18 protein-coding genes and 4 tRNA genes are annotated in these 21,425 nt (G+C 41.0%); 12 read left to right on the top strand and 10 right to left on the bottom strand.

What is annotated here, in order from left to right:
* Nucleotides 1–97 precede the first annotated feature (97 nt).
* From J678_RS15015 to J678_RS14965, 11 genes are all read left to right on the top strand, one after another.
* A complete protein-coding gene (locus J678_RS15015) occupies nucleotides 98–1,411 on the top strand; it encodes an FAD-dependent oxidoreductase (protein WP_031955888.1) in 1,314 nt (437 codons plus the stop codon).
* A gap of 26 nt (nucleotides 1,412–1,437) precedes the next feature.
* Nucleotides 1,438–1,836 carry a VOC family protein gene (locus J678_RS15010; RefSeq protein WP_031955886.1) on the top strand — a complete coding sequence of 133 codons (399 nt, stop codon included), beginning with the start codon at nucleotides 1,438–1,440 and terminating at the stop codon, nucleotides 1,834–1,836.
* Nucleotides 1,837–1,998: 162 nt separating this feature from the next.
* The gene (gene hisIE / locus J678_RS15005; protein WP_031955885.1) at nucleotides 1,999–2,772 is read left to right on the top strand and encodes a bifunctional phosphoribosyl-AMP cyclohydrolase/phosphoribosyl-ATP diphosphatase HisIE; all 774 of its coding nucleotides are present in this window, start codon (nucleotides 1,999–2,001) and stop codon (nucleotides 2,770–2,772) included.
* Nucleotides 2,773–2,781: 9 nt separating this feature from the next.
* On the top strand, nucleotides 2,782–4,284 hold the full coding sequence (locus J678_RS15000) for a UvrD-helicase domain-containing protein (RefSeq protein WP_031955884.1): 1,503 nt from the start codon (nucleotides 2,782–2,784) through the stop codon (nucleotides 4,282–4,284).
* Between the two features lie 23 nt (nucleotides 4,285–4,307).
* Nucleotides 4,308–5,690, top strand: coding sequence for an AAA family ATPase (locus J678_RS14995; protein WP_006580954.1), 1,383 nt, complete (start codon nucleotides 4,308–4,310; stop codon nucleotides 5,688–5,690).
* A gap of 314 nt (nucleotides 5,691–6,004) precedes the next feature.
* Nucleotides 6,005–8,854: a monovalent cation/H+ antiporter subunit A gene (locus J678_RS14990; protein ID WP_031955883.1), complete on the top strand. Its 2,850-nt coding sequence runs from the start codon at nucleotides 6,005–6,007 to the stop codon at nucleotides 8,852–8,854.
* Entirely contained in the window at nucleotides 8,851–9,219 is a 369-nt protein-coding gene (locus J678_RS14985) for a Na+/H+ antiporter subunit C (RefSeq protein ID WP_000624229.1), read from the top strand. Before J678_RS14990 ends, J678_RS14985 begins: the two co-directional genes overlap by 4 nt.
* Nucleotides 9,219–11,030 (top strand): monovalent cation/H+ antiporter subunit D, encoded by a 1,812-nt coding sequence (locus tag J678_RS14980; RefSeq protein ID WP_031959257.1) that lies wholly within the window; start codon nucleotides 9,219–9,221, stop codon nucleotides 11,028–11,030. Before J678_RS14985 ends, J678_RS14980 begins: the two co-directional genes overlap by 1 nt.
* Nucleotides 11,031–11,032: 2 nt before the next feature.
* Nucleotides 11,033–11,560, top strand: coding sequence for a Na+/H+ antiporter subunit E (locus J678_RS14975; protein ID WP_002156972.1), 528 nt, complete (start codon nucleotides 11,033–11,035; stop codon nucleotides 11,558–11,560).
* Nucleotides 11,557–11,832 carry a monovalent cation/H+ antiporter subunit F gene (locus J678_RS14970; protein ID WP_002053531.1) on the top strand — a complete coding sequence of 92 codons (276 nt, stop codon included), beginning with the start codon at nucleotides 11,557–11,559 and terminating at the stop codon, nucleotides 11,830–11,832. Before J678_RS14975 ends, J678_RS14970 begins: the two co-directional genes overlap by 4 nt.
* A gap of 12 nt (nucleotides 11,833–11,844) precedes the next feature.
* The gene (locus J678_RS14965) at nucleotides 11,845–12,249 is read left to right on the top strand and encodes a Na+/H+ antiporter subunit G (RefSeq protein WP_031955882.1); all 405 of its coding nucleotides are present in this window, start codon (nucleotides 11,845–11,847) and stop codon (nucleotides 12,247–12,249) included.
* 56 nt (nucleotides 12,250–12,305) lie between these two features.
* Here the strand turns inward: J678_RS14965 and J678_RS14960 are convergent, their stop codons facing one another.
* The 10 genes from J678_RS14960 to tpiA all read right to left on the bottom strand — a co-directional run bounded on the left by J678_RS14960 (nucleotide 12,306) and on the right by tpiA (nucleotide 19,401).
* Nucleotides 12,306–12,707: a ribosome-binding factor A gene (locus J678_RS14960; RefSeq protein ID WP_002157043.1), complete on the bottom strand. Its 402-nt coding sequence runs from the start codon at nucleotides 12,705–12,707 to the stop codon at nucleotides 12,306–12,308.
* Nucleotides 12,707–15,406 carry a translation initiation factor IF-2 gene (gene infB / locus J678_RS14955; RefSeq protein WP_031996735.1) on the bottom strand — a complete coding sequence of 900 codons (2,700 nt, stop codon included), beginning with the start codon at nucleotides 15,404–15,406 and terminating at the stop codon, nucleotides 12,707–12,709. Before infB ends, J678_RS14960 begins: the two co-directional genes overlap by 1 nt.
* A gap of 10 nt (nucleotides 15,407–15,416) precedes the next feature.
* The gene (gene nusA, locus J678_RS14950) at nucleotides 15,417–16,901 is read right to left on the bottom strand and encodes a transcription termination factor NusA (RefSeq protein ID WP_002156952.1); all 1,485 of its coding nucleotides are present in this window, start codon (nucleotides 16,899–16,901) and stop codon (nucleotides 15,417–15,419) included.
* Between the two features lie 37 nt (nucleotides 16,902–16,938).
* Complete coding sequence (gene rimP, locus J678_RS14945; RefSeq protein WP_002157009.1) at nucleotides 16,939–17,463, bottom strand: ribosome maturation factor RimP; 525 nt, start codon at nucleotides 17,461–17,463, stop codon at nucleotides 16,939–16,941.
* A gap of 215 nt (nucleotides 17,464–17,678) precedes the next feature.
* Nucleotides 17,679–17,755 (bottom strand) — tRNA-Met (locus J678_RS14940).
* An 88-nt stretch (nucleotides 17,756–17,843) separates the two neighbouring features.
* Nucleotides 17,844–17,920, bottom strand: a tRNA-Met gene (locus J678_RS14935).
* Nucleotides 17,921–18,008: 88 nt separating this feature from the next.
* Nucleotides 18,009–18,085 (bottom strand) — tRNA-Met (locus J678_RS14930).
* Between the two features lie 38 nt (nucleotides 18,086–18,123).
* Nucleotides 18,124–18,208 (bottom strand) — tRNA-Leu (locus J678_RS14925).
* A 56-nt stretch (nucleotides 18,209–18,264) separates the two neighbouring features.
* Complete coding sequence (secG, locus tag J678_RS14920; protein ID WP_031955881.1) at nucleotides 18,265–18,594, bottom strand: preprotein translocase subunit SecG; 330 nt, start codon at nucleotides 18,592–18,594, stop codon at nucleotides 18,265–18,267.
* 12 nt (nucleotides 18,595–18,606) lie between these two features.
* A complete protein-coding gene (gene tpiA / locus J678_RS14915) occupies nucleotides 18,607–19,401 on the bottom strand; it encodes a triose-phosphate isomerase (protein WP_031955880.1) in 795 nt (264 codons plus the stop codon).
* 290 nt (nucleotides 19,402–19,691) lie between these two features.
* Here tpiA and pilB point away from each other — a divergent pair, with 290 nt between their 5' ends.
* Nucleotides 19,692–21,404, top strand: coding sequence for a type IV-A pilus assembly ATPase PilB (pilB, locus tag J678_RS14910; RefSeq protein WP_031955879.1), 1,713 nt, complete (start codon nucleotides 19,692–19,694; stop codon nucleotides 21,402–21,404).
* Nucleotides 21,405–21,425 lie beyond the last annotated feature (21 nt).

Raw genomic sequence — 21,425 nt, 5'->3', positions numbered from 1 at the left:
GGATTTTTTTATGCCTAAACTTTAATTTTAAAAAAATATAGATCGTTTATTCGTTCATTGCTAAATTGAAGCTGTAAATGCTTGAAAAGAACAAACAATGAAAACACCTCATTTTGCCATTGTTGGTGCAGGTACAGCAGGTTTAGCAACTGCCATTTTGCTCGCCCGTGAAGGCAACCACGTTACTATTTTTGAACAAGTTGATGATTTATCTCCAGTAGGGGCCGGTTTACTGCTACAACCTGCGGGTTTAGCAGTCTTTGAATACTTAGGTGTACTCGACAAAGCCTTAACATTAGGTGCAAGAGTCACAGGCCTAGAAGGGCAACTTCCGGACAAGCGTCTTTTAGTTAACAGTCACTATCACGAAGCATCAGCAAATCTTTATGGTTTAGGTATACACCGTGCCACTTTGTGTCATGTACTCACTCAAAAGCTTAGCGAGTATTCAAGCCAGATTACTTGGCATATGAACCATTCTGTTGAAAAATTTGAAGAACATAACGAAGAGGTTCGGCTATTCGGCAGTCATCAAAACCAAAAGTTTGATGCTTGTTTTGATGGCCTACTCATTGCCAATGGTGCTCGTAGTCAATTACGCCCTAAAGCATGGGTAAAAGTTGATCAAGCTTATCCATGGGGTGCGGCATGGAGTATCGTGCCTGAGTGTAAAGTACTCGATTCTGAAATTCTGCATCAATTTTATGATCGCTCGAAAATTATGATGGGAATTCTTCCTACCGGAGCGATTCCAACCGAACCTCAACAGCGCCTTTCGAGTATATTTTGGAGCTTACCTACCACACAATTACAAAACTTTTTGCAAGATGAGCAGGCGAAACAAGCCTGGTTAAAGCAAGTCTCTGAGCGTTGGCCCAATGTTGCAGAGTGGCTCAAAGAAATTTTGTATAACAGTCAAACTCAGCCTAAATGGTTATCTGCAAACTATCGTGATGTCGTCATGACCCAATTTGGTCAAGGTCGAATTGGGGTAATTGGAGATGCAGCTCATGCAATGAGTCCTCAGTTAGGACAAGGTGCGAATATGGCATTATTAGATGCTTGGGCTTTTTCTCAATCATTGCGGCAAGCTCAAAAAAACCAGAATATTGATTGGTCCTTGCTCTGGCAGCATTATCACCAGCTTCGCCGTTCATCCATCCAGTTTTATCAATTTCTTAGTCGCTTACTAACACCACTATATCAATCTGACCATTGGTGGGCGGGAAGTTTAAGAGATCTAGTTTTCCCTTGGATGTATCAAATTCCTTATTTTCGAAAAGAAATGGCAATTACGATTTCAGGCTTAAAGACTGGTCCATTTCGACAACTTAATTATGATCAAGTCGCTCAATTAACTAAAGAAAGCAGTGCGTTTCATTTAAAAAATGAATCCTTGTCTGACTATTAACCCATCCAAATGATAGTGAATAGCATATGAAAATCAGCCATCTTGATCATCTTGTTTTAACTGTTGCCAGTATTGAGAATACATGTAATTTCTATCAAACCGTATTAGGATTTGAGGTCATTACTTTTAAAGGTGATAGAAAGGCTCTACAGTTTGGAAATCAAAAAATAAATTTACACCAGCAAGGTAACGAGTTTGAACCTAAGGCATTACAGCCAACTCCCGGATCTGCCGACCTATGTTTTATTTCAGATACTCCCATTTCAGAAGTGATTGCACACCTTAATCAGTTAAATATTCAAATTGAAGAAGGTCCTGTTGAACGTACTGGTGCAATACACCCTATCCTTTCAGTTTATATTCGCGATCCAGATCAAAATTTGATTGAGATTTCAAATATTATAACGACTCAGCCACCTAAATAGGCTCTTCATAAGTAAGAAGTGCAAGCTATTCATTACGTTGACAAAGACAAAAAGAACAAAGAATTTTTCCGCAAAGTGGCGTTGATGCCGTACACTATACAAGCTATTTTTTAGCATCTGACAGAAATCAATTTATAGTTCATATTTCTTTGGTGATTCCTCATGAATAACACGCAATGGCTCGATGAAGTAAAATTTAACGAACAAGGTCTTATCCCTGCCATTGCTCAACATCATCAAACCAGACGTATTTTGATGGTAGCGTGGATGAACCGTGAAGCACTTGCGCTCACAGCAGAAAAAAATCAGGCTGTATACTTCTCTCGCTCTCGCCAAAAACTCTGGCACAAGGGTGAAGAATCAGGCCATTTCCAAACGGTTTATGAAATTCGTTTAGACTGCGATGGCGACGTGATTGTATTACAAGTTGAGCAACATGGCGGTATCGCATGTCATACAGGTCGTGAGTCTTGTTTCTACCGTAAACTCACCCCACAGGGCTGGGAAATTGTCGATGCACAGTTAAAAGACCCTACTGCAATTTATGGTGATAATGCTAAAACTGAAAGCCACGATCATGCTCACACGACTGAACAAGTTGATGTGCTTGCTCACTTAGGGCAATTGATGCAAGAGCGTAAGCAAGCAGAAGCAGACACTTCATATGTTGCAAGCCTCTACAAAAAAGGCATTAATAAAATCTTAGAAAAAGTTGGCGAAGAAAGCGTAGAAACTATTATTGCTGCGAAAGACTACGCTGCTCAAAATACAGAAAGCAATTTAAATGACTTGATTTATGAAACTGCCGATTTGTGGTTCCATAGTATTGTCATGTTGGGTTATTTCGATCTTAATCCACAGCTTATTATTGACGAGTTAGGTCGTCGTCAGGGTTTATCTGGTTTAGTTGAAAAAGCTAACCGCAATAAGGTTTAAAATCACTCAGTGTCGAATATCGAAAAACCTAAAGCCACCTATGAGCAAGTAATTGCCATAGATAACGCACGTCTTGGGCAATCATTTAAAGTGATTGCCTATGCGGGCACAGGTAAAACTACTACGTTACAAATGATTAGTGATGCCATGCCTGAACGGCGTGGTATGTATTTAGCATTTAACAAAGCCATTGCAGGCGAAGCTCAGAACAAATTTCATCGCAATGTAGACTGCCGTACTTTTCACTCACTCGCGTTTCGTAGTGTGCCACGTGGTGTGACTGATAAATTACGCTTACCTCGCTTAAGTCCAAGTTTTATTGCCAAAGAATATCGACTAGAACCGATTACCTTACGACGCATGATGGGTGGACGTTATGAAAAATACGTCTTAATGCCAAGTCGATTAGCGAGTCTTGTCGCAAATGCAGTAAGCTATTTCTGTTCGACCAGTTCTCAATATCCAGCGCCTCGACATATTCAGGCGCCAAACTGGTTACATCCAGACGATATTACTGAGCTACAGACCCACCTTTACCCTGCTGTTGAACGCCGCTGGCTTGAGTCCATCGACCCAAACCATCAAGCGGGAATTGGTCATGATATTTATCTCAAGCTTTGGGCATTGTCTGAACCTAACATTCCGGCAGATTATGTCTTATTTGATGAAGCCCAAGATGCTGACCCTTTAATGTTGGGTATTTTGCTACGTCAAAAAAGTACGCAGGTTATTTATGTAGGTGATGCTCATCAGCAAATCTACGCGTGGCGTGGTGCAGTAAATGCCATGCAACAACTGCCTTTGCCTGAGTCTCGCCTCACCACTTCTTTTCGTTTTGGAGAGGCAATTGCCGATGTTGCCAATGCGTTATTAGGTGGCTTAAATGAGACAGTTCCTTTACTTGGTAATCCGAACCAAAAATCAAGCGTAGTCAATAAACCGCATACAAAAATGCGTGATGCGATTTTATGTCGTACTAATGCTCGCGCAATGGAGCTGTTATTGGCAGGCTTAGTTCACGGCGATAAAGTGAGTTTGCAAGCTGACCATCAAAAGCTAAACCGTTTTGTAGATGCTGCAAGCCTCTTGAAGCAAGGAAAACGAGTTACTGACGTCCCCGAGTTAGCATGGTTTAACTCATGGCATGATGTTCATGAATACTGTGAAACCAATGAGGGAAGTGATATTAAACCATTGGTTAAACTGGTGGATGATCACGGTACCGACCCACTGAAAAAAGCACTTGCAAAGATTACCCCACTTGAGCAAGCTGACTATGTCATCTCGACTGCCCATAAAGCAAAAGGACTAGAGTGGAACCGCGTCCATATTGAAGATGATTATCAATTTAAAATTAATGGCTTAGAACACAAGATTACAGATGAGGAATTAAGATTACTTTACGTGGCCTGTACTCGTGCTAAAGTAAGTCTAAACATCCATCATCTTTATGATCTGATACAACAATTAAAAGTAAGGGCGCCTTTAAGTCTTCGTAAGTCGGTTGGTTGAAGCGCTCATAATTAGGTGAGCCTATGAGACTTCAATCCATCCAATTTAAACATGTTGCTCTGTTTCATGACCTAAAGATCCAGTTTCAATATGATAAGCAACCGATTACTTTAATTTTAGGTGAGCAGGCAACCGGTAAAAGTATGCTACTCAAGCATATTTACCATGCTTTAACGTGGTTTCCTGCGCGTCTTAAAGATGTCCGCACTCCGGGTGTTGTCATGCCCGATCAAGACATTACTCATTCTCGTTTACAATCTAAAATAGAAGTGAGTATCCATATTCCTTCAGAGTTCGGGCAATTACCTGAAACTACATCTGCACAGCAAACCGACACATCCGTTTGTAGTTGGAAACTATTTAAGACCTTAAATGCAACTGGTGTGGGTATTAGTCAAGTTGAAACTCAGCAGCTCGATCAAACTGTTACGCTTTATCATCAAGTCACCAGAAAAGACCCGCTTCAAGGACTTCCTCTACTTGCCTATTACCCATCTGAACGATTTGTTAACGATATAAATTTACTCAATAAAAACCTTCCAGGTATTACTCAGTCTATTTCTGCTTATGAAATTAGTTTAATCCCGTTTACAACTTTTACTCGCTTTTTTGAATGGTTACGTGAAATTAGCGATATTGAAAATGCGCAAGCAGCGCAGGTTGTACAACGAATTATTTCAAAACAATCTAATCCACAAAATCAGGAAGAACTTTTACATCAGCTTCAAATCGAATTGGCAGGGCAACCTAAACAGCTTCCTTCACCAAATCTATATGCGCTTAAATCAGCGTTAAAGATTATATTTCCAGAACTTGAAGACCTTTACCTACAATATCATCCACGGCTTCAACTCATGGTACATTACAAAGGTGAAGCTTTAGCATTTCAACAACTTTCCAATACCACAAAAACATGGATCGCACTCGTAGGGGATGTTGTACGCAGACTTTGTTTGCTCAACCCACTCAGCTTAGATCCTTGCCTTGAAGGCGAAGGAATTTTATTAATTGACCAGATCGATTCACAACTAGATGCTCAACATTGTTCAGAAATTTTAAATCGACTTCATCAAGCATTTCCGCGTTTACAAATCATAGTGACTGGGAGCCGTGAAGAATTACTTGAGCATGCGACTGCTTATCAATGTTTTAAATTAGAACATGGCAAAGTAGGTCAACTTGATTTAAATACGACTCAGCAGCAGCTCGAACACCTTTATACCCTCTTGCATCGAGATGAAGCTTTAGCACCACATATAGATACTTTGCCACCTGATACTGAACCTACAACAGCCCAGATCGACAATTTGTACCAACAAATTCAAAACTTAAATGAACAACAAAAAAATGAATTATTACGTATGATTCATGCAGGAGATACTTCGGAAGAAACCTCATCTCTGTAGACGTTATTATCCATATAGCTCAATTTTTATAATAAAAACCGGATTCGCTAAATATACGATGAAATCTGTTTTTTGAGCTGAAAAATCACTAGATGTTGTTACCACATGTAATAACATCAGATTTTTAATGATTTTTTAGTGTACAATAAATTTCATTTTGCGTTTTTATTATTCAAGTTGCGCAATACAACTTGTTTCTCGCTTTATTTTTCTAATTTGGTCGGGTTTTCAGAATATAAGCTTTGGAAATCTCTTTGAATTCCTATCTATTCTGAAATGAAAATTTCACCTTTAGGCTTCGGTCTAAATTATATATGGATACGAGTGTGCTACCGATAATTATCTTATTACCGTTAATATTAGGCACCACCCTTGTTTCATTGCTTCAACGGTTTTCACGTGGAGTAACGGCTTTAGGGGCGATCGGAGTCAGTTTAACCAGTTTTGGTTTATTACTGACTCAGGCTAAAACTGTGCTTGGTGGTGCAAGCATTCAACAAAGTTGGGATTGGTTACCGCAATTAGGAATTAATCTGAGCTTTAGACTTGATGCCCTTGGTTTATTATTTTCTCTTCTTATTACCGGTATCGGTACACTCATTTATATTTATGCCTATTATTATTTAGGCCCTAAAAATTCATTAAGTAAATTATATTTATTACTCATGCTGTTTATGGCAGCAATGCTGGGTATTTCCCTTTCAAACAATTTAATTATTTTATTAGTGTTTTGGGAACTTACCAGTATCTCATCTTTCTTATTAGTGGGTTACTGGAGTCATTACGAAGCTGCTCAACGTGGCTCGCGCATGGCACTTACCATTACAGGAATGGGTGGACTCGCCATGCTAGGTGGATTTGTCTTATTAGGGCAAATCACAGGAACCTATGAAATTAATGATATTGTCGGAATGAAAGAGCTCATTCAAAGTCATCATCTTTTTGTTCCGATGCTTTTGCTTATCCTACTTGGTGCTTTTACTAAAAGTGCTCAGTTCCCTTTTCATTTTTGGTTACCCAATGCAATGGCAGCACCCACCCCGGTGTCAGCCTATTTGCACTCTGCCACCATGGTTAAGGCAGGTATTTTCTTATTAGCACGTCTTGCACCTATCTTTATTGGTGCGGCGCTTTATCACAACATTGTCACGTTTGTCGGCCTATTCACGCTTTGTATGGCGGCATGCTTTGCTATCTTCAAAGAAGATTTAAAAGGATTATTAGCCTATTCCACTATTAGTCATTTAGGTCTTATTGTCTGCTTGTTAGGTATTGGTTCACCTTTAGCGGTTGCCGCTGCAATTTTTCACATTATTAACCACGCAACCTTTAAAGCTGCCCTGTTTATGATTGCAGGGATTATTGACCATGAAACAGGTACACGTGATCTTAGAAAATTAAGTGGCGTTTGGCAGCTACTGCCGTTTACCGCAACGCTCACTATGATCACTGCAGCCTCAATGGCAGGTGTTCCTCTTACCAATGGCTTTATTTCTAAAGAAATGTTCTTTACCGAACTGTTAGCGAACCTTTCAGGATCGGCTGTTATTTTTGCCAGTATTATTGCGACCCTTGCCGGTATTTTTGCAGTGAGTTATTCAATTCGGTTAGTTCACGGCGTATTTTTTGATGGCCCATTGGGTAAACAAGTTCCAAATAAAAATGCCCACGAGCCACCTATCGGCATGAGAGCACCAGCTATATTGCTCGCGGCACTATGTATTTTGGTCGGTATTTTCCCTGCCCTACTGGTCGAGCCTTTAGTTAACAGTGTGACACGCGCAAGTCTTATGCAGCCTGATTTTGCAGGAACTCATCTTGCAATTTGGCATGGATTCAATGCGCCATTAGTCATGAGTATTATTGCCTTGGCTGGAGGTACGCTTTTCTATTTTGCCCTAGCAAAAGATGGCATGATTCGTAAGATCGACCTTGATCCAAGGCTCGGTCGCTTACAAGGCCGTATTTTATTTGATTTATTCTTAAAGCATTTATTATTAACGAGCCGAAAAATCAAACAAAAAACCGAAAATGGTTCTTTGCAAAGCTACCTGTTTTTAATCATTGCTTTTAGCATCATCATGGTGACCATGCCTTTGCTCAATCAAGGGCTTACCACTGGTACACGCGAGCTTACTCATGCCCCATGGATTGCAGTTGTGCTTTGGCTAACCTTATTCTCAGGTTGCTGGATGATGCTCTGGTTTCACCATGAACGCATCAAAGCTGTACTCATTAGCGGTGCAATTGGTCTCGTGGTGACCATGGTGTTTGTTACGATGTCTGCACCTGACTTAGCACTTACTCAAATTACGGTAGATGTGGTTACGACTGTTCTTTTGTTGATGAGTTTGTCTTTACTACCACAGCTGACACCTTATGAATCTACTCGCTCAAGACGTTTAAGAGATGCATTTTTAGCAATTATTGGTGGTTTAGGTATCGGCTGGATTACGTGGCTCATTTTAACGCGTAACCATAATTCGATTTCATGGTTCTTTGCTCAGCAATCTTTACCACTTGGCGGTGGTTCTAACATCGTGAATGTTATTTTGGTGGACTTCCGTGGTTTCGATACCTTTGGTGAAATTACCGTATTAGGCATTGCTGCGATTGGTGCGCTATGTCTTATGGATGGCATGCGCGTACACGGTACTACCATGACACAAGGCCTCACCTACCGCTTTAACCCATCTCCGCTTATGTTCCGTATTACGGCCTCTTGGGTTTTACCTTTAGCGTTAGTGGTAAGTGTCTATATCTTTATGCGCGGACATAACTACCCTGGCGGTGGCTTCATTGCAGGTTTAATTACCTCAATGGCACTCATTATTCAATACATTGCTTTAGGTCAAGATCAAGCAGAACAAATGTTAAAAGCACAATCTGGTCGTCTTTATGAAATCTGGATTGGTTCTGGTTTAACAATTGCGGGCTTAACTGGTATTGCCGCATGGTTCTGGGCACGTCCATTCTTAACTAGTGCTCATGTCTATGTTGAGTTACCAATTTTAGGAAAACTACATCTGGCTTCAGCAGCAAGCTTTGATTTGGGTGTGTATATCACCGTGGTAGGCGCCACTATGCTACTCATTTCTGTATTAGGAGACTCTCGCCACTCGAGTATGTCTGGTCCTGTACCTCATGGGGAGAAATCATCATGATCAGTTTAGAATTCTTACTGGCCTCTGCCATTGGGCTACTTGTTGCTACAGGCATCTATCTTATTTTGCGTGCGCGTACCTTTCCTGTTGTGTTGGGTTTAGCCGTACTAGGTTATGCGGTTAACTTATTTTTGTTTGCGATGGGCCGTCTGCAAGTCAGCTCGCCAGCTATCCTAACGGAGACTACCAATATTACAGATCCGCTTCCACAAGCGCTTGTTTTAACTGCGATCGTTATCGGTTTCGCAACCACAGCGTTTATTGTGCAACTGGCTTTACGCAGCCGTTATGAATCAGGTAGTGACCACGTTGATGCAAAAGAAGATATTTCTCCAACATACGACCCACGTGAGGATGAGCCGTGATGTTTGATTTTTTATCTTTTTGGCAAGCAAATACACCAATTTTCAGCATCCTCATCCCGGCATTTACTGGTTTTATTTTACTGCTTCTAGGCAATCCTGGCGCTGGTGCATTAAAAGAAGACTGGCGTCAACCTTGGCGACGTGGCATTAGCTTGCTCTCAGCAATCGCAGGTTTAGTCACTGCTGTTAGTTATCTGATTGTTGCTAATACAGGCCAAATTACTGTTTACCAGTTGAGCGAGTGGTCAGCACCATTTGGTATTGTGCTGGTACTTGATCGACTTTCAGCATTTATGCTGGTTTTAACCTATGCCTTAGCAGTCCCGGTTTTATGGTATGCAAGTGAGAATTGGGATACGAGAGGTCGCTATTTCCACGCTATATTCCATTTTCTTTTAATGGGCCTATGCGGAGCATTTCTTACAGGTGACTTATTCAACCTGTTCGTTTTCTTTGAAATCTTGCTTATGGCGTCCTATGTTTTGCTGTTGCATGGACAAGGCAAACCACGTTTTCAGCTTGGCGTACACTATGTCATTATCAATCTCTTAGCCTCTGCCCTATTCTTAATTGGCCTTGGTATGATTTATGGCAGTGTAGGCAGTCTAAATATGACTGACGTTTCACGCCTTTTACCAACTTTAGATGCAGATCAACATAAATTAGCAGTCGCTGGTGCCCTACTGTTATTTGTCGTGTTTGGTATTAAAGCAGCCATGCTACCAGTGGGTTTTTGGCTACCAAAAACTTATGCCGTTGCAAGTACACCTGTCGCAGCGATCTTTACCATTATGACTAAAGTGGGTATCTATGCCATTTTGCGTGTAAATGGAACTGTATTTAATGATGTACTTAGCCAAGAAATCTTTAAAAGTTGGCTTCTTCCAATTGGCTTAATTACGTCTCTATACGGTGTGGTTGGAGCAATCGGTGCAGATCGCCTTAGACGTTTTGTTGGTTTTATGGTGCTGTCTTCGATTGGTACATTATTGACTGCAATTGCTATGTCAAATACGCAAGCTTGGTCAGGGGCACTATTCTATTTAGTCCACAGTACACTGATCGGTGCTGCATTTTACTTGTTCTGTGGTTGGATGACTTCGCAACGCGGTGATTTCAAAGATCACTTAAAAATCGCACCAAGAATTAAGCAAGAAAAAGCAGCCATGCTGACTTATTTCTTAATTGCCATGATGCTCGCTGGTTTACCACCTTTTAGTGGCTTCTTTGGAAAGGGGTTTATTTTACAAGCAACTGTTGAAACAGCATATCAAGGCTGGGTAATTGGTATTGTGCTTGTGGTCAGTCTATTAAGCATTATTGCGTTAACACGTGTCGGATTTATTTTATTCTGGCGTGCCTCAGCACCAGAAGAAGATCCGATCAATCCTGCTTATATTATTTATCGGGCTTTACCTGAACGTGCACCACCACGTAATGATTCAGTGATTTATATTTTGCTTGCAGGTTTAGTGGCTTATGTCGTATTTGCTTCACCTGTGTTGCACTACACCACAAGCACTGCTCAGCAAATTCAAAATCACGCCTTATATCAGCAATCTATTCTTAAAACTGATCAAAATGGCGAAATCATTAGTGTGCAGCCTTATGATTCAACTTATTTACCAGAAACAAAATATGGTGGAGAAGTTGAAGATCATAATGCCTATCTGATACCTGACATTATTTCTAAAGACACATACAACGGTGTACATATTTCCGAATACAAACACCGCCAAATTCAGCAGCAAGAAAAATTGCAAACGCCAACCATTGCTGATGAAAGTCAACTGAAACCTATGGAGCCATAACAATGCAGCTATCTAAATTGCTTGACCGCTGGTTTCCGCATCCATTTGTTTCTTTTTTAATTATCGTTTTTTGGTTAATGCTCTCGCATAGTCTTGATGCAAGTGACCTGCTTATGGCTGTAATTTTGGGGCTTGTGATTCCTCGATTGGTTCGACCTTTTATTACTAGAACACCGCACATTCATTGGCAACCAGCAGTAAAACTATGCTTTGTTGTACTGTGGGATATTATTGTTTCCAATTTTCGCGTTGCTAAACTGGTATTAGGGTCACCTAAAAAATTACATCCCAAATGGTACCGTGTTCCATTAGAAACAGAACATGAACAAGTAAATTCTTTACTCGCAATGATTATTACTACAACACCAGGTACGGTCTCTGCTGGTATTGATCAAGAGCGTGGTGACATTTTGGTACACTCGCTCAGTACAGAAAATACTGAAAGTGATGTGCAAGACATCAAACAACGCTATGAGGCTCCACTCATGGAAATTTTTGATGTGAAAAGCAAATCGGAGGACAACACATGACCATCCTACCTTATGCACTTGGCATTAGCTTGATTGCCATCACGATCTCTATGTTGCTCTGTCTGTTTCGCATGGTGATGGGACCATCAATTGTAGATCGCCTTTTAGCACTTGATACCCTTTTTCTAAATGCAACTTGTCTCATTGTTGTATTAGGTATTTATTGGACAACCACCTCTTTATTTGAAGGGGCATTATTAGTTGCCATGCTAGGGTTTGTATCGACAGCTGCTTTGGCTCGTTATTTTACAACCGGTCATGTAATCGATTAGAGGGAGGTCAAAATGCAAATTACAATGGAAATTATTGTTTCGATCTTTCTAGTTTTTGGTTCGTTCTTTATGTTAGTTGGTTCTATCGGCATGGTACGCCTACCCGATTTATTTATGCGACTACATGCGCCTACCAAATCGAGTACATTAGGACTAGGTAGCTTTTTAATTGCTTCAATGATCTTTTTTGCTTTTCAAGGTCGTTTTGGCTTTGCTGAACTTCTCATTACTCTGTTAGCTTTCATTACGGCACCTGTTTCAGCCAATTTAATTGCACAAGCAGCACTACATCTGCGTTTACGCTCATTAAGTGGTGAAGTTCCTGAAGCAATCGAACGTCCATTACCATGGGATCGCTATAAAATCGGACAACGCTTTTCACAAAACAAATCTCCGATGGAGCCTCCTCAGGAATAAAAATGTGAACAAATAAAAAAGCCACCCAAAGGTGGCTTTTTTATTTTGAGTATAAATTACTCTTCGTCATCTGACTTACGTTCCGGTAAATCTTGTACCGCTTTTTCAATAAGACCAAACATATAATTACCATATGCATTCGTCTTATCGTAATGGAAACGTAAGCGAGGCGTAATACGTGTTTTGATACGACGACTGAGTTCATGACGCAAGAAACCAGAAGCTTTATTTAATACATCTAAAGTTTCTTTATTTGCTGCTTCACTCTGCTCATCACCTAGCTCACGCCCCATAACAGTAACGTAAACTTCAGCGTATCCCATATCCGCACTGACTTTCACGGCTGAGATGGTCACTAGACCACCCAGACGCGGATCTTTTAACTCCTGACGGATTAGATCAGACAGCTCACGCTGTACTGAATCCGCCATTCGCTTTAAGCGTTGGCTACCCGCCATTAAAGACTCCGTTTAATCAATTGAACATCATATACTTCGATCTTATCTTGTACTTTGATGTCTTTATAACCTTTAACCGCAAGACCACATTCCATACCAGCACGAACTTCATCAACTACATCTTTATAACGACGTAATGATTCAAGTTCACCTTGGAACACAACCACGTCATCACGTAATACGCGAATCGGTTTATTACGGTGTAATGTACCTTCAAGTACCATACAGCCTGCTGCTGCACCAAACTTACTTGAGTGGAATACTTCACGTACTTCAGCAACACCCAAGATTGTTTCACGGTGTTCAGGAGCAAGTTTACCGCTCATGGCATCTTTCACATCATCAATCAATTCATAGATGATGCTGTAGTAACGAATATCGATACCGTCTTGGTCACTTCTCTGACGCGCAGCTGTATCAGCACGAACGTTGAAGCCTAACAATACTGCTTCTGAAGATTCAGCAAGAATTACATCAGATTCAGTAATCGCACCAACACCAGAACTAATTACACGAACTTTTACTTCATCAGTAGAGAGTTCATATAAAGCTGCATTCAATGCTTCTAAAGTACCACGTACGTCAGTTCTTAAAACAACGTTCACTGTAGGAACATCTTTTTTGCCCATTGACGACATGATATTTTCAAGACGCATTGCACTTTGACGCTCAATACGTTTTTGACGCTCACGGTCAGCACGAGCATCGGCAACTTCACGTGCTTTTTTCTCGTCATTTACAACAAGAACTTCGTCACCTGCCATTGGAGCATCTGGAAGACCCAGAATTTCTACCGGAATAGATGGTCCTGCTGATTTAATTGGCTTACCGTTTTCGTCAGACATTGCGCGGACACGACCATAAGATGAACCTGCAAGAACAAGGTCACCAATATTTAATGTACCGTTTTGAACAAGAATAGAAGTTACTGCACCACGGCCTTTATCAACACGCGCTTCAATAACAACACCTTGCGCAGCACCTTCAGCAGATGCTTTTAATTCCATCAATTCTGATTGAATAAGAATTAAATCAAGAAGTTCATCAATACCTTGTCCAGTATGTGCTGAAACTTTAGCAATCGGAACATCACCACCCCATTCTTCTGGAACGATTTGTTTCGTTGTTAATTCATTTAACACACGGTCTGGATCAGCAGATTCTTTATCCATCTTGTTGATTGCAACAATAATTGGAGTACCTGCTGCACGAGCATGGTCAATTGCTTCTGCAGTTTGTGGCATTACACCGTCATCTGCCGCAACAACCAATACCACGATATCTGTTGCTTTAGCACCACGTGCACGCATTGAAGTAAACGCAGCATGTCCCGGTGTATCAAGGAATGTAATAATCCCTTTGTCTGTTTCAACGTGATACGCACCAATGTGCTGGGTAATACCACCTGCTTCACCAGCCGCAACTTTCGAACGACGGATACGGTCAAGCAATGATGTTTTACCATGGTCAACGTGACCCATAATCGTAACAACTGGTGGACGAGTTGTTTGCTCACCACGTGCTTCTTCAGCCGCTTCAAGCAAGTTATCTTCCGCCTGTGTATCAGAAACTAGAACAGGGTTGTGTCCCATTTCTTCTACAACAAGTGCAGCTGTATCTTGGTCAATAGCTTGATCTTGATTAACCAACTCACCCATTTTCATAAGTGTTTTGATAACTTCACGTACTTTAATCGCCATCTTTTGAGCAAGATCGGCAACAACAATACTTGAACCGATTTCTACGTCATAGACTTGCTTTTTAACTGGCTTTTCAAATCCATGCTTGTTTGCTTGGCTTGATTTTAAACCACGTTTATTATGGTTAACGAAGCTTTGCTCTTCTTGACCACGACGACCGCCTTTCTTACCCGCACGCGGGTTAGTAGTTGCGCCACCGCGTTTAATTTCACGGTCTTCTTGCTTAAATGAATCTTCATACGCTTGGCCAACAAGACCTGAAGCAAGTGGAGAATCATCAATTACACGAATTGTGGTAGTAGCATCGTCATTTGAGTACTTAGATGCCATTTTGCGCATTTGTTCAAGCGTACGTTGCTGAGCTTCTTCAGCCGCTTTACGACGTGCAGCTTCTTCAGTTGCTTTTAACTGAGCTGTTTGAGCTTCACGCGCTTTCTTTTGCTCTAATGTTTCTGCTGGTTTTGGTGCAGGTTTTACTGTACCGCCACCACGTTTTTTCACTACAACGGCAGCTTTAGGAGCTGACTGTGCAGCGCTATCTTGTTGATGAGCAGCACGCATTGCATCTAAAGTTGCTTTTGCTTTTTGCTCTGTTTGAAGACGCGCTTTTTGCTCTGCAGTTTCACGCGCTTGTTGATCTGCACGTGCTTTAGCTTCTGCTTCTGCACGCGCTTTAGCTTCTGCTGCAATTTGTTCTGGGTTTGGTTTAGCAAAAACCTGTTTTTTACGTACTTCTACGTTAATTGTTTTTGCTTTACCTGAAGTACTTGCAACTTTAGCGGTACTGGTTGTTTTACGTTTCAACGCAATTTTTCCTGTGTTACCACTTTCCTGACCATGCACTTTTTTCAAATGATTGACTAAAGTGTCCTGTTGTTCAGTGGTAATAATGTCGTCTGCTGTACGTTGAGGCAACCCTGCTTCGGGAGCCTGTTCTAGGAGCTTCTCAACAGGACGTCCTACACTGAGAGCTAACTCTTTAATCGACTTGTCCGTCATATTTCATCTCCTAGTTAAACCATGATTCGCGAGCTTTCATGATCAATTGACCTGCTTTTTCATGATCAAGACCTTCAATATCAGAGATATCGTCAGTAGCCTGATCTGCCAAATCATCAACGGTAATAATACCGCGAGCGGCAAGCGAGTAAGCGATCTCAGAAGTCATGCCTTCCATTGTGAGAAGGTCTGCGCTCGGTTCTTGAATATTTTCTTGCTGTTTCAAAGCATCAGTAAGGGCTGCTTCTTTTGCACGACTTTGCAATAACTCAACCAATTCAGCATCAAGCTCAATTTCGTCAAAAGTTTCAGCAGGAACATAAGCAATCTCTTCTAAAGAAGTGAAGCCCATTTCTACCAATGCCATTGCTAAATCTTCTTCAATATCTAAACGTGATACAAACATGTCGAGATATTGTTGAGCTTCATTTTGCTGACGAGCACGATACTCTTCTTCAAGCATCATGTCGAGTTTGTAGCCAGTTAAATCAGAAGCTAAGCGAACGTTTTGACCTTGTGAGCCAATCGCACGAGCTAATTGATCGCTGGTTGCAAAAATAATATCGGCACTTCTTGCATCTTCATCAAGCACGATGCCTGAAACATCAGCTGGTTCTAATGCGCTAGCAATGTATTGAGCTGGATCATCAGACCAAACCACTACATCAATACGTTCACCGTTTAACTCCTGCTGTACAGCTTGGATACGTGTTCCACGCATACCAATACATGCACCTACAGGGTCGATACGGTGATCATTTGTTTTAACTGCAATTTTAGCACGGACACCTGGTTGGCGTGCCGCTGCTTTAATTTCGATAATCTCTTCAGAAATTTCAGGAATTTCTTTTTTCATTAAAGCGATTAACATTTCAGGCTTAGCGCGTGATAACAATAACTGAGCGCCGCGGCCTTCACGGTTAACATTATATAAGATAGCGTTTACACGTTGCTTTGGACGAAGAATTTCTTTAGGAATCATTTCTTCGCGAGCAAGATAAGCTTCTGCGTTGTCGCCTAAATCAATGATGAAACCATCTTTGGTTTGTTTTTTCACTTCACCGTAGATTAACTCACCCACTTTAGATTCGTATGCATCAGCAACTAAAGCACGCTCAGCTTCACGGATTTTTTGTACGATAACCTGTTTTGCAATTTGCGCAGCAATACGGCCAAACTCGATAGATTCAACTTCAAGTTCACGCACATCACCAATTGACCATTTCGATGGATCAACATCAGAGATCGCATCTTGGCAAGCTGGCATTTCATGATCTTCATCCGCCACTACAGTCCATTGACGGAATGTACGGTAATCACCAGTTTTACGATCAATCTCTACACGAAGCTGAGCTTCTTCAGCATGCGTACCTTCGTAAAATCTTTTCTTCGTTGCAGCAACTAGAGCTTGTTCTAAAGCCTCGAAGATCGCTTCACGACTAACACCTTTTTCATTACTAACCGTTTCTACAACGGTAAGAATTTCGCGGCCCATAAGTCACCTACCGATTTCTTATATAATTTAAATAAATTTAATCTTGATAGATCAAGTTTGCTTTATCGATATTGTTGCTGTCGATATCAAGCACATGCTTTCCTTCAACTTCAACCTTAATCTCTTCATTTTCAAGGTCTACAGCAAGGAGTTTTGCTTGAAATTTACGGCGATTTTCTACTGCTGCAATTAAACGCAAAGCAACTTGTTGTCCAATATAGCTTTGCAACTGTTCAAGTTGAAAAAATGGGCGATCCCAACCTGGTGAAGAAACTTCTAAAGAATATTCACCTGAAATCGGATCATGAACATCCAACATCGCGCCGACTTGTTGTGTAACACGTACACAATCTTGTACGCCAATACCACGACCTTGTTCTACTTCACCATCTTCATTAATCACTGGTTCAGCGTTTTCATCAACCGGTCTATCGATATAAATACGCAATAATGAACGTTTACCTTGTGGAAGGAATTCGATTCCCCACAGGTCAACACCACATGCCTGCACTGCTGGAGCAATCATGTCATACAATGCTTGGGATTTATTTGATAATTTCATTTACTCTCGTCATTCTCGTGCGATTCAATCGGTTGTTTTAACCGACACAGACCTACTATAGTGAAGCATGACTATTTGACCAATTGATGTCGACACTACACGATAGCGATACGATAACCAATAAAAAAGGGCGTTAATCGCCCCTATGTAGCACAGAAAACAATAGTCCACTGTGCAAAAAGGCCCACCTGTCTGTGAGCCTCTTTTAAGAAACTTGGTAGCGGGAGCTGGATTTGAACCAACGACCTTCGGGTTATGAGCCCGACGAGCTACCAGACTGCTCCATCCCGCATCAACGTGCAAAAATTATATACAAATATCGAAAAAAGTCAATGTAAACTTTACAATATTCGCTTGATTAAGTTGCACCTTAATCAAATTGGTAGCGGGAGCTGGATTTGAACCAACGACCTTCGGGTTATGAGCCCGACGAGCTACCAGACTGCTCCATCCCGCATCAACGTGCAAAAATTATATACAAATATCGAAAAAAGTCAATGTAAACTTTACAATATTCGCTTGATTAAGTTGCACCTTAATCAAATTGGTAGCGGGAGCTGGATTTGAACCAACGACCTTCGGGTTATGAGCCCGACGAGCTACCAGACTGCTCCATCCCGCATCAATAAACTGCTTGCACTCAACTTTCTGGTTCAAAGTTGGTGCGGAAGGGGGGACTTGAACCCCCACGCCCGAAGGCACTACCACCTCAAGGTAGCGTGTCTACCAATTCCACCACCACCGCAGCTTGTGGGACGCATTCTAGTCCTTCCAACTGCAAAAGGAAAGCCCTATTTCGAATTATTGACCCGTTTTTGGTGCATTTGGTGAAGTTTCAGGCGATGTTGTTTGAGCTGGTGCTGTTGTTTGTACAGTTTTCAAACTATATGCCTCTGTAGTCTGTTTTTTTGCAAAAACAGCAAGAGTCAAACTCGTTACAAAAAACAATGCAGTTAAAACAGCAGTCAGGCGAGTAAGGAAGTTACCCGAACCAGATGCACCAAATACATTTGCTGCACCGCCACCACCAAAAGAAGCACCAGCATCTGCGCCTTTACCATGTTGCACTAAAATCAATGCAATCATCAGTACAGCTAAAATAATATGTACAACAAGTACAAAAGAGTGCATACCCTATCCTCGTTATTTGCTTTGCGCGAAGGCTTGTACAATTTGATAAAAAGATGCTGCATTTAATGAAGCACCACCCACCAACGCACCATTAATATCTGGACATGCAGCTAATTCAACAGCATTTTCAGCTTTTACACTACCACCATATAAAATAGCAATACTTGAACCCGCTGAAGTAAGCTGGCATAAGCCTTCACGAATTTTAGCGTGCATTGCTTGCGCATCTTGTGGTGAAGCTGTTTTACCAGTACCAATTGCCCAAATCGGCTCATAAGCAATTACGACTTGGTTTTGCCACTGTTCAGCAGTCACTACAGGTGCAATATCACAAATTTGTTGTAAAACAACTTGCTCTGCCTGCCCTTGTTCACGCTGTTCAAGACTTTCGCCCACACAATAAATGACAGTCAAGCCCGCATTTAATGCATTTTGGAGTTTCGCCTTCAAAATTTCAACGTTATCGCCAAAAATATCACGGCGTTCAGAGTGTCCGACCAATACGAAATTAATTTTGCTATCTTTTAATAATTCTGCACTAACTTCGCCAGTATAAGCACCTGTACCTGCAATACGCGATACATCTTGCGCAACTGTATATACCGTTCTTGCAGCATCCTGCAATTGCGCCTGTACTGTTGTAAGTGCAATAGAAACAGGGGCAACGCCCACATGGCAGCTTTCATCTGCAATTTGGTTTTGTTGCAATAATTGTTTAAATTCTTCTATAAGTTGGTTGGCGTTAGCACGCATTGGATTCATTTTCCAGTTGCCAACTACCCAAGGCGTAATCGTCGAACCCGACATACTGCTCACCTTTCATCAAAAATGCAGCACATTCTACACGCATTTATACAAATTTCAGATACTTTTCTTTAAAGGGATTACTTATATCTTTTCTTCTCTTTGAAATTAAGAAAAACTTTATAGCCATTCGAAGTTAAACATTCTAAAAATTAATCTTTAAAAACTTCGACTAGTTCAAGCTTTAATAGCTCGAGTAAGACTAGAGCAACACTTTATAAGGTAGTAATTTTACATAACAAAAGTATAATTTTTCATATACCAATTATAAACACATTAGCATAGGCAGGCAGATGTCAGTATTACATACATCTCCAAAATTTACGGGGTTTTTTCGACGTTTAGTCGAAGAAAAGCATGTGTCGGCAGCGACCATGCAAACTGCATTAGATGCAGCGAAAAGAGCTAAGCAGGACACAGTCGCATATTTAATTGAAGAGGTTCATCTCTCCCCTTCGTTATTGGCTGAAACAATTTCTGCTGAGTTTGCTGAACCATATTTCGATCTGGATGTTTATGACACTTCTCAGATTCCTAAAGATCTGGTCGATCAGAAACTGATTTTAAAACATCGAATTTTGCCGCTCATTCAAAGAGGGCAAATTTTATATGTTGCGACCAGTAATCCAAGCAATATCGAAGCGATTGATGCAATTCGTTTTAATAGTAAATTGCTGGTTGAGCCTGTAATTGTGGAGCACCATAAACTCGAAAAAGTTTTAGGCCAGCATTTTGCAGAAGAAAGCAGCTTTGACTTCAATGATGAAGAGTTTGATCTCGATGTTAATCTTGATGATCCTACCGCTCAAGAAGATGAAGAAGAAGCTCCTCAAGGCGATGAAGCCCCGATTGTTAAATATATTAATAAGTTATTAATTGATGCCATTCGTATGGGTGCTTCAGACTTACATTTTGAACCGTACGAAAAATCCTATCGGGTGCGCTATCGTGTCGATGGTGTGTTACGTCAAATTGCCAATCCCCCTCTACAGCTTGCAAACCGCTTGGCATCACGCTTAAAAGTAATGTCTCAAATGGACATTTCTGAAAAACGCGTCCCACAAGATGGTCGTATCAAGCTCAAGCTGTCAAAAACCAAAGCGATTGATTTTCGTGTGAACTCCCTCCCGACTTTGTTTGGTGAAAAGTTAGTTCTACGTATTCTTGACCCATCAAGCGCAATGCTAGGAATTGATGCACTAGGATATGAAGAAGATCAAAAAGCTTTGTTTATGGAGGCATTAGATAAACCTCAAGGCATGCTTTTAATTACCGGACCAACAGGTTCTGGTAAAACTGTATCTCTATATACAGGCTTAAATATTTTAAATACTGAAAGTTCCAATATTTCTACTGCCGAAGATCCAGTGGAAATTAACTTAGAAGGTATTAATCAGGTTAACGTCAATCCTAAAGTGGGTTTAACGTTTGCAGCTGCTCTTAAGTCTTTTTTACGTCAAGACCCTGACATTATTATGGTCGGTGAGATTCGTGACTTGGAAACAGCAGAAATTGCGATTAAGGCTGCTCAAACCGGCCACATGGTGATGTCAACACTACATACCAATAGTGCTCCGGAAACATTGACCCGTCTACGCAATATGGGGGTTCCTTCTTTTAATATTGCAACATCAGTAAATCTAGTGATTGCACAGCGTTTAGCACGTCGTCTTTGTTCTCAATGTAAAATACCTGCTGATATTCCTAAACAAAGCTTATTAGAAATGGGCTTTACCGAACAAGATTTAGCACATCCAGATTTTCGGGTTTTTCAACCCGTGGGCTGTCCTGAATGTCGTGAAGGCTATAAAGGCCGTGTCGGTATTTATGAGGTAATGAAAGTTACACCTGAAATATCCAAGATTATTATGGAAGATGGCAACGCTTTAGAAATCGCGGCTGCTTCTGAAAAATTGGGGTTTAATAATCTACGTCGTTCAGGTTTAAAAAAGGTGATGCAAGGGGTGACCTCTTTACAAGAAGTTAACCGTGTAACCAGTGAATAAGACACTATTTAAAATAAGGAT

Source organism: Acinetobacter sp. 1424608 (genome assembly GCF_000588255.1).
Classification (GTDB): Bacteria; Pseudomonadota; Gammaproteobacteria; order Pseudomonadales; family Moraxellaceae; genus Acinetobacter; species Acinetobacter nosocomialis.
The sequence above is the reverse complement of the archived record's forward strand: the minus strand, read 5'-3'. Positions and strand labels throughout refer to the sequence as shown.

What these genes read in the sequence shown, in the direction of transcription:
- J678_RS15015 (WP_031955888.1), top strand. Translation starts at nt 98, where the DNA reads ATGAAAACACCTCATTTTGCCATTGTTGGTGCAGGTACAGCAGGTTTA.
- J678_RS15010 (WP_031955886.1), top strand. Translation starts at nt 1,438, where the DNA reads ATGAAAATCAGCCATCTTGATCATCTTGTTTTAACTGTTGCCAGTATT.
- hisIE (WP_031955885.1), top strand. Translation starts at nt 1,999, where the DNA reads ATGAATAACACGCAATGGCTCGATGAAGTAAAATTTAACGAACAAGGT.
- J678_RS14995 (WP_006580954.1), top strand. Translation starts at nt 4,308, where the DNA reads ATGAGACTTCAATCCATCCAATTTAAACATGTTGCTCTGTTTCATGAC.
- J678_RS14990 (WP_031955883.1), top strand. Translation starts at nt 6,005, where the DNA reads ATGGATACGAGTGTGCTACCGATAATTATCTTATTACCGTTAATATTA.
- J678_RS14985 (WP_000624229.1), top strand. Translation starts at nt 8,851, where the DNA reads ATGATCAGTTTAGAATTCTTACTGGCCTCTGCCATTGGGCTACTTGTT.
- J678_RS14980 (WP_031959257.1), top strand. Translation starts at nt 9,219, where the DNA reads ATGTTTGATTTTTTATCTTTTTGGCAAGCAAATACACCAATTTTCAGC.
- J678_RS14975 (WP_002156972.1), top strand. Translation starts at nt 11,033, where the DNA reads ATGCAGCTATCTAAATTGCTTGACCGCTGGTTTCCGCATCCATTTGTT.
- J678_RS14970 (WP_002053531.1), top strand. Translation starts at nt 11,557, where the DNA reads ATGACCATCCTACCTTATGCACTTGGCATTAGCTTGATTGCCATCACG.
- J678_RS14965 (WP_031955882.1), top strand. Translation starts at nt 11,845, where the DNA reads ATGCAAATTACAATGGAAATTATTGTTTCGATCTTTCTAGTTTTTGGT.
- J678_RS14960 (WP_002157043.1), bottom strand. Translation starts at nt 12,707, where the DNA reads ATGGCGGGTAGCCAACGCTTAAAGCGAATGGCGGATTCAGTACAGCGT.
- infB (WP_031996735.1), bottom strand. Translation starts at nt 15,406, where the DNA reads ATGACGGACAAGTCGATTAAAGAGTTAGCTCTCAGTGTAGGACGTCCT.
- nusA (WP_002156952.1), bottom strand. Translation starts at nt 16,901, where the DNA reads ATGGGCCGCGAAATTCTTACCGTTGTAGAAACGGTTAGTAATGAAAAA.
- rimP (WP_002157009.1), bottom strand. Translation starts at nt 17,463, where the DNA reads ATGAAATTATCAAATAAATCCCAAGCATTGTATGACATGATTGCTCCA.
- secG (WP_031955881.1), bottom strand. Translation starts at nt 18,594, where the DNA reads ATGCACTCTTTTGTACTTGTTGTACATATTATTTTAGCTGTACTGATG.
- tpiA (WP_031955880.1), bottom strand. Translation starts at nt 19,401, where the DNA reads ATGTCGGGTTCGACGATTACGCCTTGGGTAGTTGGCAACTGGAAAATG.
- pilB (WP_031955879.1), top strand. Translation starts at nt 19,692, where the DNA reads ATGTCAGTATTACATACATCTCCAAAATTTACGGGGTTTTTTCGACGT.